This is a genomic window from Agrobacterium sp. 20P9.1.2 (assembly GCF_057799395.1).
Genome location: NZ_JBYOKI010000004.1, coordinates 117,630 through 133,417 on the forward strand (window position 1 = coordinate 117,630; position 15,788 = coordinate 133,417).

Sequence of the window (15,788 nt, forward strand, 5' to 3'; positions counted from 1 at the left end):
GACCTTGTTATCGTCTGCGCAATCGAAAAGAGTTGAGGCATATGTCGCCTTGCCCTAATTGAGAAACAACAAAACAAGGCCGCAAAAGCGGCGGGGCTGGGAGACGAGATGATTGCCAATGTCACGCTGTTGACATTTATCGTGCTGTTTTTGCCGTTCATCACGGCATTATGCGCGCCCCTGGTTGTCGCGAAACTGGGCTCCAATGCTGCCTGGCTGCTGGCGCTCGCACCCGCATTGGCCTTCGCCCATTTCCTTGGTTTCATCCCGGCAATCGCGGCAGGTGAGGTCGTCACCGGCGGTTATATCTGGGTGCCCAGCTTCAATCTCAGCTTTTCCTGGTTCATCGACGGTCTGTCTCTCACCTTTGCGCTGCTCATCACCGGCATCGGCACGCTCATCGTGCTCTATGCGGGCGGCTACATGAAGGGCCATCCGCAGCAAGGCCGTTTCATGGCCTTTCTGCTGCTGTTCATGGGCGCGATGCTGGGCGTGGTGGTGTCGGACAGTCTTCTGATGCTGTTCGTCTATTGGGAACTGACCTCGATCACCTCTTTCCTGCTGATCGGCTTCGATCATCGCCGCGAAGCCTCGCGCCGTGCCGCCTTGCAGGCGCTGGTGGTGACGGGTGGCGGCGGGCTGGCGCTTTTGGCAGGCCTCATCTTCATCTGGAACATCAGCGGCACGACACAGCTTTCTCTTTTGGTGCATGGCAATGATGTGCTGCGCCAGAGCCCGTTCTATTTCGCCACGCTGCTATTGGTGCTGGGCGGAGCCTTCACCAAATCGGCGCAGTTTCCGTTCCACTTCTGGCTGCCCAACGCCATGGAAGCGCCGACCCCGGTCTCGGCCTATCTGCATTCCGCCACCATGGTCAAAGCTGGCGTCTACCTGCTGATGCGGCTCAACCCGGTCATGGGTGAAACGGCGGCATGGGAAATCCTGCTGCCTTTCTTCGGCGGGCTGACGATGCTGACCGGCGCATTCCTTGCCATCCGCCAGAGCGATCTCAAGCTGATGCTGGCCTATACGACCGTCTCGTCGCTCGGCCTGCTGGTCATGCTCACGGGCTTCGGCACTGAACATGCCATCGAGGCGGCGGTGCTGTATCTCGTCGCCCATTCGCTTTTCAAGGGCGCACTGTTCATGGTCGCGGGCATCATCGATCACGAGGCGGGAACGCGTGATGTGACGAAGCTCGGCGGTCTGCGCAAGGCCATGCCCATCACCTTCATCGCGGCCATGGCAGCGGCCATTTCCATGGCGGGCCTGCCGCCGTTCCTCGGCTTTCTGGCCAAGGAAGAAATCTATTATGCGCTGGCGCACGCCAATCCGCGCGCCATTCTCTTCACCGGCATCGCCATCATTGGCAATGCGCTGATGCTGGCGATCGCCTTTGCCGTGGCGCTGAAACCCTTTGTCGGGAAGCTGAAGAACACCCCGAAACACGCCCATGAAGGCCCGGTTCTGCTGTGGCTCGGCCCCGCCGTGCTGGCGTTGTGCGGTCTTCTCGCCGCGTTGTTCTCAGGCACGTTCCACGCAGGCATCTCCACACCCATGGCCTCCGCCATCGCGGGCGAAAACCGTGGCGTGGAAATATCGCTGATCCCGCATATCGGCGTTCCCCTGGCGCTCTCGCTCTTTACCGTGGCGCTCGGCGTGATGGCTTATACGAGGCTCGCTACCGCACGCCACCTCATGGCCCGCTCGCTGGCTGCCGCCGGGCCGGGGCCTGACAAGGCCTTCGATGCCGTCATTTCCGGCCTCGTCAAACTGTCCTTCCAGGTCACGCGCATGATCCAGCCGGGCAGGCTGGAGTTTTACGTCACCGCCACCTTCGCCATCATCGCGCTGGTTCTGCTGGTGCCGCTGTTTGCCTATGGTGAGCTACCCGCCATGCCCGCCTGGCCAGCCGATATCCAGCTGCACGAACTCACCTTCATCGCCATTGCCATCATCGGCCTCATTGCGGTGCTGACGGCGGCTAGCCGCCTCACCGCCATCGTCGCGCTCGGCATTCAGGGATTTGCCGTCGCCGTGCTGTTCCTGCTGTTCGGTGCGCCGGATCTGTCCTTCACCCAGTTCATGGTGGAAACGCTCTCCGTCGTCATTTTCACGCTGGTCATGACCCGCCTGCGCCTTTCGCCTTCCGATCACCGGGGTCGGGGCCAGAAACTGCTGGACGGCACCATTGCCCTTGCCTGCGGCACGGGCTTCGCCCTGATGTTGCTAAAGTCCACCCAGCAGCCCTTCGATACCAGCCTCAGCGATTTCTTCGGCGCCTATTCCAAGCTCATCGCCCACGGAAACAACGTGGTGAATGTCATCATCGTGGATTTCCGCGGCACAGATACGCTGGGCGAAATCGCGGTGGTCATGATCACCGGTCTTGCCATTCTGGCGCTGATCCGCATTCGCTCGAAGCCCGCGACGCGTAGTGACAAGGAGGGCAGGGCATGAACACGCTCATCTTCCGCACCGTCGCGCCTGTCATCACCAGCCTCATGCTGCTGTTTTCCATTTTCGTGCTTCTGCGTGGCCATAACGAACCCGGCGGTGGCTTCATTGGTGGGCTGATCGCGGTCTCGGCGCTCGCCGTTTACGGCATTGCCTTCGGGGTGGAAACCGTGCGCCGCGCTATCGTCTTTCACCCGCTGTCGATTGCCGGTTTCGGCCTGCTGCTCGCGATGCTGTCGGGCGTGATATCCGTCTTTTTCGGCGTGCCGTTCATGACCGGGCTTTGGGTCTATCCCAGCCTTGCTGGCGTGGAAGTGCCACTGGCTACCGTCATCTCCTTCGATATCGGCGTCTATCTCGTCGTGGTCGGCGGCTTTACGTCCATTGCCCTGGCATTGGAAGAAAGGGAGCGCGACTGATGGAAGCGGTTTTCTCCGGTCTCGTCGGCATATTCTTTACCGTGGCCATCTATCTCATGCTGTCGCGCCACAGCGTGCGCCTGCTGCTGGGCATTGCCATCCTCGGCAATGCCGTCAATCTGCTGCTGTTTACCGCTGGCAGGCTGACACGCGAGGTGCCGCCCATCATCGGCGCAGGGGAAGATGTGCTGGCGACCAATACGGCCAATCCGCTGCCGCAGGCTCTCATCCTCACGGCCATCGTTATTTCTTTCTGCTTTTTCTGTTTCCTCGCCGTTTTGGTCTGGCGGGCGTTTCAGGAATTGAAAACCGACGACACGAACGAGATGCGCGCAGCAGAACCGCCGCGCGAACCGCTTCCGCCGCTCGGTTATTGAGAAACGGATCAGACACATATGGCCGCCTCCGCTTCTCCTTCCATCGACCTCACCTCCGCACTCGTCATGCAGCCTACGGCGCTTGCCGACTGGCTGATCGTGGCCCCCGTCGCGCTCTGCATCAGCGTCGGCGCGATCCTGATGATGGTGCGTCACTCCACCCGCCTTCACGCTGGCATCGCCATCTTCGGCCTGTTTCTGCTGGTCGTCATCGATGCTGCGCTGCTGTGGAAGGTGGCAACGCATGGCCCCTTCACCATGGTCATGGGTCGCTGGCTTCCGCCCTTCGGCATTGCCTTCACGGCGGATTTGACCGGAGCCGCCCTCGCATTGGCCGGTGCCATCGCCGCCCTTGCCTGCGCCCTGCATGCCAGCGCGGATGTGGACGACAGTGGTAGGCGCTACGGCTTCTACCCGTTTCTGATGCTGCTCATGGCCGGTGTCAGCGGCGCGTTTCTGACTGGCGATATCTTCAACCTCTATGTCTGGTTCGAGGTGCTGCTGATCTCCTCCTTCGGCCTCATCGTGCTGGGCTCTACCAAAGAGCAGATCGATGGTGCGCTGAAATATGCCGTGCTCAACCTCATCGGCACCACGCTGTTTCTGATCGCGGTCGGCTATCTCTATGCCGTCACGGGCACGCTCAACATGGCCGATATCGCCGGACGTGTGACGGCGGCAGACAGCGGAGCGCCGTTGATGACGCTTGCTGCACTCTTCACGCTCGCCTTCGCCATGAAGGCAGCGGCCTTTCCCGTCAATTTCTGGCTACCCGCATCCTATCACACGCCGAAAATCGTCGTGTCCGCCCTGTTCGGCGGTCTCTTGACCAAGGTTGGCATCTACGCACTGCTGCGCGTCATGATCATGCTGTTCCCGGTGCAGCGGGACGAATTGAGCTTTATCATCGCCATTGTCGCGGCGCTGACCATGATCCTGGGTGCCATGGGCGCACTGGCGCAAAACGATCTCAGGCGCATGCTGGGTTATGTCGTCATTTCCGGCATCGGCACCATGCTCGCCGGCGTCGCCATCGGCTCTCCCTCTGCCGTGGGTGGCGTCGTCTTCTACGCACTGAACTCCGTGGTGCTGATGACGGCGCTCTATCTCACTATCGGCCACGCTGCCCGCATTGGCGGTGCCTGGACATTGTCGGATTTGAGCGGCCTTTACACCAGGGGCCCTTGGTTTTCCGCCATGGCGCTGGCGCTGTTTTTCGCAGGCTCCGGCCTGCCGCCGTTTTCCGGCTTTTGGCCCAAGGCCATGCTGACCAAATCCGCCATCGATATCGGCGCATGGTGGCTCGCCGCATCCATTCTGGTTTCCGGCTTTCTCTGCACCATTGCCTTTGCCCGCATCTTCCTGCTCTGCTTCTGGCGGCCATCGCCTGCGGGCATGAAGGCGGTCGTAGCGGTTGCCAACCCGCCGAGCCTTGCACCCATCGTGGCGATGACGGTCCTCATCATCGGTGTCGGCCTGTTTCCCGAACAGGTCATGAAGCTCAGCCAGCAGGCGGCTGATGGTCTGGCCGACCCGACTGCCTATATCCGCTCCGTCTTTCCGGAAGGAGCCACCAGATGAGCCTCTATATCCTCGGCGCACTGTTCATCCTCATCTGGCTCGCCATCTCAGGCAGCTATACAATTCCCAACCTGCTCTTTGGCATGGTGGTCGCGGCCATGTCGCTTGGCGTGATTCGTCATCAGTGGGTGCAAAGCACCACGTCCTTTAGGCGCATCCCGGCCATTCTTTCTCTCGCACTGCTCTTCCTCAAGGAACTGGCGCTTTCCGCCTGGACCGTCGCCATGCTTGTCATCAGGCCGAAGTTGGAACTGAAGCCGGGAATATTCGCCTATCCGCTTGCGGTAAAATCCGATTTCGAGATCGCCCTTCTCGCCAATCTCATCACGCTCACTCCCGGCACGCTGTCAGTGGATGTCTCGCCAGACCGAACAATGCTCTTCGTTCACGCGCTGGATTGCGCTGATGTGGAGGCGACCAAGCGGTCGATTGCCGATGGTTTCGAGCGCAAGATCATGGAGGCGTTTCGCTGATGACACCTGAAACGCTGATTTCCGCCGCCACGATTGTCGCCACCGCGATTCTCTCCGTCGCCTTCCTGCTCACGGTCTATCGCGTAGTGGTTGGGCCGACGCTGCCGGACAGGGTGGTGGCGTTGGATATGCTGGTTGGCATCGCCATCGGCTTTCTTGCCGTCATCGCCATCCGCACTGGCTTTGATCTTTATGTGGATATTGCCATCGCCCTTTGCCTCGTCGGCTTTCTCGCGACGGTTGCGTTCGCACGCTTCATTCTGTCCAGAACAGCTGAGCCGGGACAACGGAAAAAAGAGGTGCTGGACGGTACGGATGTCTTGCCCAAAGCCGCTAAGCCGCAGGGCGTGAAGCCGAAGAAAAAGACAGGGAGGAAATCTCGCAAATGAGCTGGGTCGTCGCCATTCCGGTTGCATTGCTGGTCGTCGCAGGTGCGTTGTTTTCCCTCACCGCCGCCATCGGTATCAACCGTTTCCCCGATCTCTATACTCGCATGCATGCCGCTTCCAAAGCGGGAACAGTGGGGTCGGGACTTCTTCTTCTTGGTGTGGGCCTCAATTCACTTGAGATTTCTATTTTTGCGCGTTCTTTGGCTGGATTTTGTTTTGTTGTTTTGACTGCCCCAGTATCTGCACATTTGCTTGCCAAAGCTGCGCATCAGGTCGGTTATCGCTTGTCGCCGATAAGCGTAATAGATGAGCTGGAAGCAGACCCTAAGTTGAACTGACGTTACTGTACCTTTGTTAACTTATGTAAATTTCCGACATACATTCTTATTTTGTTACCTGTGATTTTTTATAGGTAGAATAAGCTGTCTCTGCTCTGAATTATTCCAAAATAATAATTGGACTTTTTTTGGTTTGGTGCTATCCACGACAGGTAAAGTAGATGATGTTGATTTGCGTCCTGCGTTATTGAAAGTCCGGTTAGGCATTTTACTGATGGCTAATCTAGTTCTGATGTAGAATATCCGGACATCTGTTTCGTTTTACGCAGTTGCTGCAAGAAGTTTCTTCCCCATCTGTATACGTCAGCAAGGGGAGTTGATCTTGCCGCAAACGCAGATCAGTGGGCTTGGGGTTAACTTCGTTTCACTGGCAGACGGGCTGGACCGATGCTGGTGGAGACATGAACAGGAGACATGTAAATGACGGAAACTACATACGGCGGCGCTCAGGATCTGCTTGTCGAGCTGACTGCGGATATCGTTGCTGCCTATGTTAGCCACCACGTCGTTCCGGTTACGGAGCTTCCCGGCCTTATTTCCGATGTGCACACGGCACTCAGCGGTACTTCTGCCCCAGTGGTAGCCGCAGTGAATGTCGAAAAGCAGAAGCCTGCGGTTTCTGTTCGCAAGTCGGTTCAGGATGATCAGATCATCTGCCTGGAATGTGGCGGTTCGTTCAAGTCGCTCAAGCGTCATTTGACAACACATCACAGCATTACTCCGGAAGAATACCGCGAAAAGTGGGATCTGCCGGTGGATTATCCAATGGTTGCCCCTGCCTATGCAGAAGCGCGCTCGCGCCTCGCCAAGGAAATGGGCCTCGGCCAGCGCCGCAAGTCCGGCCGCTGATTGTACCGAACAGAAATGCAAAAAAGCCGGTCCCTGGGGCCGGCTTTTTTATGTCTGTCATCTGGTGGAAACAATCGCTTGCTAGGACTGTAACAGTCCGCAAGATGTGGGGTCAGTGACCCCGTCCAGCCATCAAGCGTTCAGCGCGCGCTGCATGTCGCCAATGCGGCGGTAACGGTCCCGGCGGCTGTTTTCGCCCTTTTGGGAAAGCGAATGCAGCATGAATTCGGTGATCGCCACCAGCTGCAACATGCTGTGCCCACCATTCTGGCCAAGCGGAATCGTCAGACAAATGTCAGCGCTATCAGGACCCCACTCGTAAAAGCGGGTGGTGATAAGAACGGTCTTGTAACCGGCCTTCATCGCCATTTTTGCCAGACGCTGCAAAGCGGCAAGATTGCCACCGCAATCCATCAGAATGAGCAATGTGCCTTCCACCGGCTCATCCATCAGCGCGATATAGCTGGAGCCGTCGCGTTGCAGGTAATGCACGCGTTCGCGACATTCCAGAAGCTTTGTGTAGAAGTAACGGCAGATGCCGAAACCTTCTGCCGAGGATGCGACGAAGACTTCCTTGCTTTCGGCAATGTTGCCCAGCGCGGTCTTCCAGACGGATTGACCGGCCAGATCATAGACCGCCTGAACCGCCTGGATTTGCTGCAACATCAGCGAAGACAAGGGGGTCTGCGGGGCTTCCGGCGCTGCGGCGGGAGCCGCTTCCGGCACCTGTGCTTCGTCGCGCAGATGTTCGCGAATGTCGCTCAGCTGCCGATAACCGAGCGAGCGCAGAAAGCGGCCTACCGTCATCGGGCTAAGGCTCAGTTTCTCGGCCAGTGTGGCTGCAGTCTCAAACGGCAATTCTGCCAGATGTTCGATCAGATATTTCGCGATTCGCCGTTCCGACGGTGTGCCGGTCTTGAGCGAGCGGGTGAGATCAATCAGCAATTTTTCCAACGACGCCTCTTATTTTTGTCTTTAGCGGACGATGGTACTCGAGCGAGGTTTCTCGCTGCCATTCGTGACGACTAGGTTGTACAAAAGGCCAAGTGACATTTCGTTGATCCCCACGACGACGAAAATATACGACTTTTTGCCTGTTTGTTTTTATAGTTTAGTGGTTGCTTTTCTTCAAGCACAAAATAGCCGGTTGTGTTTTTTTCTTGTATTTAACACGGGTCATTTCTTGTTACGGGTCGCAGAACGCCCTATTTGCCAGCTCTGACGGATGCTTTCTCGATCCACGCTAAATTGGCCTAAATGGAGGCGACTCAATGATTTTTGACGCTGCGCGGCATGCTTTCAGCAATCTTTTTGCGCCCGAAACACGCTCGGTGTTCTGGAAGTCTCTTGGGCTGACGATTTTGGTGCTGATTGGGCTCTGGTTTGCCATTCGCAGCGTTTTTATCTGGCTGGCATTGCCCTGGCTTGATTCGCTTGTTCCCGGCATGCCGGAATGGGCGGGTTGGATGAGCTTCGTTTTTGCCATCCTCGCAGGCATCGGGCTGGCGCTGGCGCTCGCCTTGTTGATCTCACCGGTCACGGCCATCATCGCTGGTCTGTTTCTGGACGATGTCGCCGAGGTCGTTGAAAAAAAGGACTACCCCAACGACCCTCGGGGCACCGCCATGCCGCTGACGGAAGCCATCCCGTCATCGCTGAAATTCTTTGGCGTCATCATCGTCGGCAACGTCATTGCGCTGCTGTTATTGCTCGTACCCGGCGTCAACCTCATCGCGTTTTTTCTGGTCAACGGCTATTTGCTGGGTCGGGAATTCTTTGAGTTTGCCGCCATGCGGTTCCGGCCTGTGGCGGAAGCGCGGGCGTTTCGCGCAAAGCATGGCACGAAGGTTTTCATGGCCGGTCTGGTGATTGCGGCTTTCCTCGCCATCCCCTTCCTCAACCTGCTGACGCCGCTCTTTGCCGCATCGCTGATGGTGCATCTGCACAAATCCATCAGCCGTCGCGATCCGTCATTCACCCACCAGCTGGGCCGGTAGTTCCACCAGCGGGGCGGGAATATCCCAGGTCTTTTCCGGGGATTTGCAGATATCGGCAATCACGCAGCGCTCGCATTCCGGCTTGCGCGCCTTGCAGCAGTATCGCCCGTGCAGGATCAGCCAGTGATGCGCGTGGAACAGATATTCGTCGGGAATGATCTTCACCAGCCGCTCTTCCACCTCATCCGGGGTTTTCCCCGGTGCCAGACAGAGCCGGTTGGCAATGCGAAACACATGTGTATCGACCGCCAGCGTCGGAATACCGAAGGCCATGGACATCACCACATTGGCGGTCTTGCGCCCCACGCCCGGCAGCTTGATCAGCTCTTCGCGCGTGCGCGGCACCTCGCCACCGAAATCGTCGATCAGCATCTGCGATAGCGCAATGACGTTTTTTGCCTTGTTGCGGTAAAGGCCGATGGTCTTGATGTAGCCGATCAGCTGCTCCTCGCCCAAATCCAGCATCTTCTGCGGCGTATCGGCCACCGCAAACAGGCCGCGCGTTGCCCGGTTGACGCCAACATCGGTCGCCTGCGCTGAAAGTGCCACGGCAACCACCAGCGTAAACGGGTTGGAATGTTCCAGCTCGCCCTTGGGCTCTGGCCGCTGAATGGAGAAGCGGCGGAAGATTTCCTTCAACTCGTCCTGCGAGTAGAGCGTCTTGACGCGTATCGGCTTGCGACGCGCTGTCGGATTTGACTTTTTCAACGTTTGGGCGCTGGATCGTTTCTTGATGATTGTCATGGTCAAACTGTGTTTCGCGCTATTGAGGACAGCAAGGTGGACAGCGTTAACGAGCAGCCGGTTTTTGCAGCGGAACTTGTTCCCCATCGCTCCCTCGGACGCAAGGGATTTCGTGTTCTCCTAGCGCTTACGGGTGCCGTCTGCCTTCTCTACGGCGTCTTTTTCATGGTCAGTGGCGCATGGCCCATCGGCCTGTTTCTGGGGCTCGATTTCCTCCTGCTCTATATCGCCTTCCGGGTGAACTACCGGGCCGCGAAGGCGCGCGAAGAAGTCACGGTGTCGCGTACCAACCTCTCCATCCGCAAATTTTCGCCGGCTGGCCGTATGGTAGAGCATCGCTTCAACCCGTTCTGGGCACGCTTCCGGGTCAATCGGCACGAGGAAATCGGCATTCTCTCCATGTATGTCTCAGGCGAGGGGCGCACGACGGATATCGGCTCCTTCCTCAACCCGGATGATCGGGAAAGCTTCGCCAAGGCCTTTCGCGGGGCGCTCGCGACGGTGCGGCAAAGAATCTAGCAGCAACAGGCAAGAAACGGGTGGAGATGGACGACGCGGCGTGGTTTCTTGCGTCTTCAAGGAGATACGCCATGAACGCCAATATCATGCTGAAGGAAGACATCACCCCCATCGGCTCGGACTACGAGACCGTGCGACGGGTCATCGAAATCCTGACGGTGGAATACCGCGATCAGCCGTCACTTGAAACCATTGCCGCCAAGCTTTCGCAATCGCCCACGCAGTTGCAAAAGACCTTCACCCGCTGGGCCGGTCTCTCGCCCAAGGCCTTCCTTCAGGCCGTCACGCTCGATCACGCCAAGCGCCTGCTGCGCGATGAGAGCCTGCCGCTTCTAGAAGCTTCCATCGAAGTCGGCATGTCCGGCCCAGGTCGTCTTCACGATCTTTTCGTCACCCATGAAGCCATGTCGCCAGGCGAGTGGAAGGCCAAGGGATCCGGCCTCTCCATCCGCTACGGCTTCCACCCATCGCCCTTCGGTCTGGCTCTGATCATGATCACCGATCGCGGCCTTGCCGGTTGTGCCTTTGCCGATCCGGGCGAAGAAAAAGCCTGTTTCGAAGACATGGCGCGACGCTGGCCCAATGCCGATTACTCGGAGGACAGCGCCGCCACCGCACCCTATGCATCTCGCATTTTCGATGCGGACAAATGGAAAAGCGAACAGCCCCTGCGCGTCGTCCTGCTCGGCACCGATTTTCAGGTCCGAGTCTGGCAGAGCCTATTGAAAATCCCGCTCGGCAAAGCCGTCACCTATTCCCACGTCGCCAAAGACATCGGCCAGCCCACGGCATCGCGCGCTGTCGGCGCCGCCATCGGCGCCAACCCCATCTCCTTCGTGGTGCCTTGCCACCGTGCAGTGGGCAAAAGCGGCGCGCTCACGGGATATCACTGGGGGCTGACCCGCAAACGGGCGATGCTGGGGTGGGAGACGGGGAAGGTTTGATTTCAAGACCGAGCCGCAACGTGATGCCACATTAAATGTAACGCGGTGAAACGAACGAATGAAAAGCAAGATTGATCTGCCTCAGAATTCAAGACGACGCAGTGATAGTCGGTCTATTGCTTGGCAGGAGCAATGGATTGCCGGCGTAAAAGCCGGAATCGAGGATGCAACAGAGGTGATTTCGTCAGCGAAGAGGAGATCACGAGGGTACTGGCGCGATATGATAAGGCGTAGACATTCTTTACCGTCATCCCGCACTTGATGCGGGATCCAGCTCGATCAAGCCCTTGATCGAAAAAGACTCTTTCTCACCGCAGACGCGGTGCTGCTAGACCCCGCATCGAGTGCGGGGTGACGGAGGTTGGGAAGTGCCTCATCCCAATTAAGCGTCCAGTTAGCATCGCCCGCTCGTTCAGTGGCTGCCTTCAGCTTCCCCCATCTCCAACAACGCCCGCGCCGCTGCCTCATCCGTAATCAGCGTATTGCACCCAATGCGTTTGATCGTAGCACGGATGGCCGTAGCGCGGTGGGCGCCGCCGGAGGCCAGCACGATGTGCTTGGCTTTTTTCAGCGTGTCCAAGCCAATCGCCATGGCGCGCTGGTTGATGGGGTGGTCGACGGAGCGTCCATCGGCGTCGATGAAGTTGAACATGGTGTCGCAGACGCAGCCTGCCGCCACCAGCTCGTCATGGGTCTGTTTGGAAATGAAGCCTTCCGACAGCGAGGTGGAATGCGGTCCGATATCGCCGCAGCTGACAATGGCGAGGTCGAGATTTTCGGCGAGTTCGAACAGCGTGTTCAGCCCGCATTTCTCGATCAGCGCGCGGCGGGTCTCTTCGGAATCCACCAGCAGCGGCGCAAGGAACATATAGCATTCTGCTCCCAGCGCGCTCGCCAGCCGCCATGTGTAATCCAGCGGGTTGGTCTGGTGCACGGCGACGATGCCGCCCAGAAGCGAGACGACTTTGCAGTTTTCCCGGCGCGGCGGGCGGAAGCTGGAAAGCGAGGCCGTCATGGTGCGGCCCCAGCCGACGCCGATGGTGGCATTGTCCGGCACGGCCTCTGACAGAAACTGTCCGAGCGCCAGACCCACGGCCTTGGCGATGTCCTCTGCCTTCGATGATGCGGAGGGGATGATGATCGCCTCATCCAGCCCGTAGGCACCCTCCAGCTTGATCGCCAGTTCAACGAGGTCTTCGATGCCCTCATTGATCCAGATCTGCACCTCGGAGCGCTTCATCGCCTCGTCCAAAAGCCGGATGACGGTGGAGCGGCTGATGCCGAGTTTTTCCGCCACATCCTTCTGCGTCATCCCCTGATTGTAGTACAGCCACGCCGCCCGCAGCCGCAGGGATGCCGCTTCCGAATAGGCCGTGTGAGTGTCTCTTCGCAGTTTTGCCACTGTTTTCGCCATAATTTCACTGAAGGGCGAGTATGGCCGCTGTGAAACTTATGTCAATTGCATTGCGCAAATGTCTTGACTTTGCGCTTTGCGCCGCGCGATACTCCCACCATCGAAAACATCCGGTTTCATTGTCGCGCCCGCGTGTGGAACGGAACCCGGCTGAAGCAGTTTTCAAGAGATCACGAGGATCAAACGGCATGACGTCCAAACTTGACCAACTCCGCAAAATCACAACGGTTGTTGCCGATACCGGCGACATCGAGGCGGTCGCACGCCTGAAGCCGGTGGATTGCACCACCAATCCATCGATCATCTTGAAGGCGCTTGGCACGCCGATGTTTGCCGATACGGTCAAGGAAGCCATTTCCTGGGGTAAAAAGCAGGGTGGTGACTCCGATGCCGTGGTTGGCGCGATTGCGGACCGTCTGGCTATTTCTGTCGGCGCAAAGCTCGTAGAACTCGTTCCTGGCCGCGTCTCGACCGAAGTCGATGCCGACCTCTCCTTCGATACCAAGGCATCCATTGCCAAGGCGCATCAGATCATCGCGGCCTATAAGGAACGCGGCATCGAGCGTGATCGCATCCTCATCAAGCTCGCCTCCACCTGGGAAGGCATCAAGGCTGCCGAAGTGCTGCAGGGCGAAGGCATCGATTGCAATCTGACACTGCTGTTCTCGCAGGCTCAGGCCATTGCGTGTGCGGAAGCCAAAGCCTTCCTCATCTCGCCTTTCGTAGGTCGTATTCTGGACTGGTACAAGAAGTCCACGGGCGAAGACTACATAGCGGAAACCGATCCGGGCGTGGTTTCCGTTCGCAAGATTTACAATTACTACAAGGCCAACGGCATCTCTACCGTCGTCATGGGAGCGTCTTTCCGCAATGTCGGCGAGATTGAAGCATTGGCCGGTTGCGACCGCCTGACCATCAGCCCGGCGCTGCTGGAAGAGCTGGACAAGGACACCGGTACGCTGGAGCGCAAGCTCTCTGCCGACGATGCCAAGGCCGAGCCTTTGCAGTCTCTTGATGAGAAGGCCTTCCGCTGGCACCTTAATGAAGATGCCATGGCAACGGAAAAGCTGTCGGAAGGTATTCGCCAGTTCGCCAAGGATCTGGAATCCCTGCGAGGCATCATTCGCAAGCAACTGGCCGCTTAAAGAATTCTGGAACCTTCGCGATAGTTGCTCGTTATTAAATTATAATACCTCCAGTCAAGAAAACGCGATCGGTCCCCTGCCGATCGCGTTTTTTATTGCCCGGCGGCAATTTCGGAGATTTGTCGCGCAGCCTCACTAATGAGTTCGACGCAGTCCTCAGCGCTCGGCGCATCGCTGTTGAGCGGCGTGATGTAGGGGCAGGTGATGGCCGCCAGCGCAGTGCCATCCAGCGTCAGAACCGGCGCAGAAATGTTTCTGATGCCAGCGGTCTGCAAACTGTTCATGCTTTCGAAGCCATTGGCCCTGATCTGCTCCAGACGCTTCAGCAACCCCTCCGGTAGAGATGTCTCGTCGCCACGAAGCTGCTCGGCAATCATGATCTCCCGTTGCGCCTCGGTCTGGAACGCCAGCAGCACATGGCCGGAGCCGGTGTTGAACAGGCTCATCTGCGCCCCGACACGGATCGAAAGAGCCCAGTAAGTGGACGAATCCTGTTGGGCAATCACGGCCACCACGCCGCGATCATAGACAGCCAGATGGCAGGCCTGCCGCGCTTTGTTGGAAAAGTCCCGCATGACGGGGGCGGCGAAGGACACCAGCCTTCGCAATGGTGCATGAAAATGCGCAAGGCCGAAGAGTTTCAGCGTCAGGAAAAACCGGTCGCCATCCTGCCGCTGCACGTAACCGCGCCGCACAAGCCGGTCCAGCATGCGGTAGAATTCGTTCGGGCTTTTGCCGATGGCCTTGGCGATTTCCACCTGCGTCAGGCCGCCATCGGTGCTGGCCAGAAGCTCGAGAATGTCGAGACCCTTGTCGAGCGCGGGCGCGCGGTATTTCTCACTGTCGTCTTCGAGCATCCGGCCTCTGCGTCGGTAGCGGGCGGGCAGGTGGTCTGCCATCCCGTTCAAGTTCACTTGACGTGATATAAATACACTGTTTACATATGAATTGTCGATCCATATTCGATTTTATGGCGCGTTTCACGCCGGGAGGAGCTTAGATATGGCGCAGGATTTCAGCGGCCAGACAGTCGTCATTACTGCCGCGGGGCAGGGCATTGGCCGTGCAACGGCGGAGCGCTTCATCGGCCTCGGCGCACGCGTCATCGCAACCGACATCAACGAGGCGGCCCTCGCCACGCTGAGCAATGCAGAAACCCGCGTGTTGAACGTGCTGGACGGCGATGCGGTAAAAGCCTTGGCGGCAGATATCGGCCGCGCCGATGTGCTGTTCAATTGCGCAGGCTTCGTCCATGCTGGCACCATTCTGGACTGCGAAGAGAAGGACTGGGATTTCTCCTTCGATCTCAACGCCAAGGCCATGTACCGCACCTGCCGCGCCTTCCTCCCCGCCATGCTGGAACACGGCAAGGGCGCCATCGTCAACATGTCCTCGGTCGCGTCAAGCGTGAAAGGCGTGCCCAACCGCTTCGCCTACACCGCCTCGAAAGCCGCCGTCATCGGCCTGACAAAATCAGTAGCCTCGGATTTCGTGACCAAGGGCATTCGCTGCAACGCCATCTGCCCCGGCACGGTCGACAGCCCCTCCCTGCACGACCGCCTGCGTGCCACCGGCAATTACGAGCATGCGCTGGCCGACTTCATCGCCCGCCAACCCATGGGCCGCATTGCGATCCCAGAGGAGATTGCAGCGCTGGTGACGTACCTTGCGTCCGATGAGGCGGGTTTCACGACCGGGCAGATTCATGTGATCGATGGGGGATGGACGGCTTAAGTTCACCACGCCCTCCTTCGTCATCCTCGGGCTCGTCCCGAGAATCTAATCACGTCGAAGAAATTGCAACATCGGCAGATGCTCGGGACAGGCCCGAGCATGACGGAAGTCTTTGGTATAGCACAACAAAAAACGGCGGGCCTTTCGACCCGCCGTTTTCCAATTCTATCAGTCCTATCAGAGGATCGCCTGACCAGCCATCAGTGCAAGCACCAGGAAGATCAGGAATACGACCACGGCGATAAAGAACAGAATACGGGCGATGCCCGCTGTTGCCGCCGAGATTCCCGTAAAGCCGAAAACACCGGCAATCAGTGAGATAACGAAGAATATAAGAGCCCACTTCAACATGGCCGTACCTCTTTGCGTCAATTGATGCGGTCGAGCGCCCACGCTTCAACCTGCATA

Annotated in this window: 18 protein-coding genes; 13 read left to right on the forward strand and 5 right to left on the reverse strand. The window is 58.2% G+C overall.

Translation table 11 applies throughout. The features are described from left to right. Positions 1-108 precede the first annotated feature (108 nt). The 8 genes from AC27VJ_RS13225 to AC27VJ_RS13260 all read left to right on the forward strand — a co-directional run bounded on the left by AC27VJ_RS13225 (position 109) and on the right by AC27VJ_RS13260 (position 6,883). Positions 109-2,460: a putative monovalent cation/H+ antiporter subunit A gene (locus tag AC27VJ_RS13225; protein ID WP_488684438.1), complete on the forward strand. Its 2,352-nt coding sequence runs from the start codon at positions 109-111 to the stop codon at positions 2,458-2,460. After that, positions 2,457-2,876, forward strand: a complete 420-nt coding sequence (locus AC27VJ_RS13230; protein WP_488684439.1) for a Na(+)/H(+) antiporter subunit B — start codon at positions 2,457-2,459, stop codon at positions 2,874-2,876. The genes AC27VJ_RS13225 and AC27VJ_RS13230 overlap by 4 nt, the downstream gene beginning before the upstream one ends. Continuing rightward, positions 2,876-3,253, forward strand: a complete 378-nt coding sequence (locus AC27VJ_RS13235) for a Na+/H+ antiporter subunit C (RefSeq protein WP_488684440.1) — start codon at positions 2,876-2,878, stop codon at positions 3,251-3,253. The genes AC27VJ_RS13230 and AC27VJ_RS13235 overlap by 1 nt, the downstream gene beginning before the upstream one ends. Before the next feature lie 18 nt (positions 3,254-3,271). After that, the gene (locus AC27VJ_RS13240) at positions 3,272-4,834 is read left to right on the forward strand and encodes a Na+/H+ antiporter subunit D (protein ID WP_488684441.1); all 1,563 of its coding nucleotides are present in this window, start codon (positions 3,272-3,274) and stop codon (positions 4,832-4,834) included. After that, positions 4,831-5,307, forward strand: a complete 477-nt coding sequence (locus tag AC27VJ_RS13245) for a Na+/H+ antiporter subunit E (protein ID WP_488684442.1) — start codon at positions 4,831-4,833, stop codon at positions 5,305-5,307. Before AC27VJ_RS13240 ends, AC27VJ_RS13245 begins: the two co-directional genes overlap by 4 nt. Further along, positions 5,307-5,696 (forward strand): cation:proton antiporter, encoded by a 390-nt coding sequence (locus tag AC27VJ_RS13250; protein WP_488684443.1) that lies wholly within the window; start codon positions 5,307-5,309, stop codon positions 5,694-5,696. The genes AC27VJ_RS13245 and AC27VJ_RS13250 overlap by 1 nt, the downstream gene beginning before the upstream one ends. Next, a complete protein-coding gene (gene mnhG, locus AC27VJ_RS13255; protein WP_113089832.1) occupies positions 5,693-6,034 on the forward strand; it encodes a monovalent cation/H(+) antiporter subunit G in 342 nt (113 codons plus the stop codon). The genes AC27VJ_RS13250 and mnhG overlap by 4 nt, the downstream gene beginning before the upstream one ends. Before the next feature lie 420 nt (positions 6,035-6,454). After that, positions 6,455-6,883: a Ros/MucR family transcriptional regulator gene (locus AC27VJ_RS13260; protein ID WP_113089833.1), complete on the forward strand. Its 429-nt coding sequence runs from the start codon at positions 6,455-6,457 to the stop codon at positions 6,881-6,883. Positions 6,884-7,015: 132 nt separating this feature from the next. Here AC27VJ_RS13260 and AC27VJ_RS13265 read toward each other — a convergent pair whose 3' ends face one another. Beyond that, positions 7,016-7,837 carry a MurR/RpiR family transcriptional regulator gene (locus AC27VJ_RS13265; protein WP_353577863.1) on the reverse strand — a complete coding sequence of 274 codons (822 nt, stop codon included), beginning with the start codon at positions 7,835-7,837 and terminating at the stop codon, positions 7,016-7,018. A 317-nt stretch (positions 7,838-8,154) separates the two neighbouring features. On the opposite strand from AC27VJ_RS13265, the gene AC27VJ_RS13270 reads away from it, so the two are divergent. Beyond that, positions 8,155-8,880 (forward strand): sulfate transporter family protein, encoded by a 726-nt coding sequence (locus AC27VJ_RS13270; protein WP_353577862.1) that lies wholly within the window; start codon positions 8,155-8,157, stop codon positions 8,878-8,880. Here AC27VJ_RS13270 and nth read toward each other — a convergent pair. Beyond that, positions 8,854-9,624 (reverse strand): endonuclease III, encoded by a 771-nt coding sequence (gene nth, locus AC27VJ_RS13275; RefSeq protein WP_113089836.1) that lies wholly within the window; start codon positions 9,622-9,624, stop codon positions 8,854-8,856. The genes AC27VJ_RS13270 and nth overlap by 27 nt on opposite strands. A 36-nt stretch (positions 9,625-9,660) precedes the next feature. Here nth and AC27VJ_RS13280 point away from each other — a divergent pair, with 36 nt between their 5' ends. Continuing rightward, on the forward strand, positions 9,661-10,143 hold the full coding sequence (locus AC27VJ_RS13280) for a DUF2244 domain-containing protein (protein WP_488684444.1): 483 nt from the start codon (positions 9,661-9,663) through the stop codon (positions 10,141-10,143). Between the two features lie 71 nt (positions 10,144-10,214). Next, on the forward strand, positions 10,215-11,087 hold the full coding sequence (locus AC27VJ_RS13285; protein WP_488684445.1) for a methylated-DNA--[protein]-cysteine S-methyltransferase: 873 nt from the start codon (positions 10,215-10,217) through the stop codon (positions 11,085-11,087). Positions 11,088-11,499: 412 nt separating this feature from the next. Here AC27VJ_RS13285 and AC27VJ_RS13290 read toward each other — a convergent pair whose 3' ends face one another. Continuing rightward, positions 11,500-12,489 carry a sugar-binding transcriptional regulator gene (locus AC27VJ_RS13290; RefSeq protein WP_488684446.1) on the reverse strand — a complete coding sequence of 330 codons (990 nt, stop codon included), beginning with the start codon at positions 12,487-12,489 and terminating at the stop codon, positions 11,500-11,502. 200 nt (positions 12,490-12,689) lie between these two features. Here AC27VJ_RS13290 and tal point away from each other — a divergent pair, with 200 nt between their 5' ends. Continuing rightward, positions 12,690-13,646, forward strand: a complete 957-nt coding sequence (tal, locus tag AC27VJ_RS13295; protein WP_488684447.1) for a transaldolase — start codon at positions 12,690-12,692, stop codon at positions 13,644-13,646. A 92-nt stretch (positions 13,647-13,738) separates the two neighbouring features. On the opposite strand, the gene AC27VJ_RS13300 is transcribed toward tal, so the two are convergent. Then, a complete protein-coding gene (locus AC27VJ_RS13300) occupies positions 13,739-14,503 on the reverse strand; it encodes an IclR family transcriptional regulator (RefSeq protein WP_488684681.1) in 765 nt (254 codons plus the stop codon). A 145-nt stretch (positions 14,504-14,648) separates the two neighbouring features. Here AC27VJ_RS13300 and AC27VJ_RS13305 point away from each other — a divergent pair, with 145 nt between their 5' ends. Beyond that, positions 14,649-15,380 (forward strand): SDR family oxidoreductase, encoded by a 732-nt coding sequence (locus AC27VJ_RS13305; protein WP_488684448.1) that lies wholly within the window; start codon positions 14,649-14,651, stop codon positions 15,378-15,380. A 177-nt stretch (positions 15,381-15,557) separates the two neighbouring features. Here the strand turns inward: AC27VJ_RS13305 and AC27VJ_RS13310 are convergent, their stop codons facing one another. Next, complete coding sequence (locus AC27VJ_RS13310) at positions 15,558-15,731, reverse strand: DUF1328 domain-containing protein (protein ID WP_045228307.1); 174 nt, start codon at positions 15,729-15,731, stop codon at positions 15,558-15,560. Positions 15,732-15,788 lie beyond the last annotated feature (57 nt).

Excerpts from the sequence above, each read along its gene's own strand:
- AC27VJ_RS13310 (WP_045228307.1), bottom strand. The coding sequence starts at position 15,731 with ATGTTGAAGTGGGCTCTTATATTCTTCGTTATCTCACTGATTGCCGGT.
- AC27VJ_RS13235 (WP_488684440.1), top strand. The coding sequence starts at position 2,876 with ATGGAAGCGGTTTTCTCCGGTCTCGTCGGCATATTCTTTACCGTGGCC.
- AC27VJ_RS13240 (WP_488684441.1), top strand. The coding sequence starts at position 3,272 with ATGGCCGCCTCCGCTTCTCCTTCCATCGACCTCACCTCCGCACTCGTC.
- tal (WP_488684447.1), top strand. The coding sequence starts at position 12,690 with ATGACGTCCAAACTTGACCAACTCCGCAAAATCACAACGGTTGTTGCC.
- AC27VJ_RS13245 (WP_488684442.1), top strand. The coding sequence starts at position 4,831 with ATGAGCCTCTATATCCTCGGCGCACTGTTCATCCTCATCTGGCTCGCC.
- AC27VJ_RS13270 (WP_353577862.1), top strand. The coding sequence starts at position 8,155 with ATGATTTTTGACGCTGCGCGGCATGCTTTCAGCAATCTTTTTGCGCCC.
- AC27VJ_RS13285 (WP_488684445.1), top strand. The coding sequence starts at position 10,215 with ATGAACGCCAATATCATGCTGAAGGAAGACATCACCCCCATCGGCTCG.
- AC27VJ_RS13230 (WP_488684439.1), top strand. The coding sequence starts at position 2,457 with ATGAACACGCTCATCTTCCGCACCGTCGCGCCTGTCATCACCAGCCTC.
- AC27VJ_RS13260 (WP_113089833.1), top strand. The coding sequence starts at position 6,455 with ATGACGGAAACTACATACGGCGGCGCTCAGGATCTGCTTGTCGAGCTG.
- AC27VJ_RS13300 (WP_488684681.1), bottom strand. The coding sequence starts at position 14,503 with ATGCTCGAAGACGACAGTGAGAAATACCGCGCGCCCGCGCTCGACAAG.
- AC27VJ_RS13225 (WP_488684438.1), top strand. The coding sequence starts at position 109 with ATGATTGCCAATGTCACGCTGTTGACATTTATCGTGCTGTTTTTGCCG.
- AC27VJ_RS13305 (WP_488684448.1), top strand. The coding sequence starts at position 14,649 with ATGGCGCAGGATTTCAGCGGCCAGACAGTCGTCATTACTGCCGCGGGG.
- AC27VJ_RS13250 (WP_488684443.1), top strand. The coding sequence starts at position 5,307 with ATGACACCTGAAACGCTGATTTCCGCCGCCACGATTGTCGCCACCGCG.
- mnhG (WP_113089832.1), top strand. The coding sequence starts at position 5,693 with ATGAGCTGGGTCGTCGCCATTCCGGTTGCATTGCTGGTCGTCGCAGGT.
- nth (WP_113089836.1), bottom strand. The coding sequence starts at position 9,624 with ATGACAATCATCAAGAAACGATCCAGCGCCCAAACGTTGAAAAAGTCA.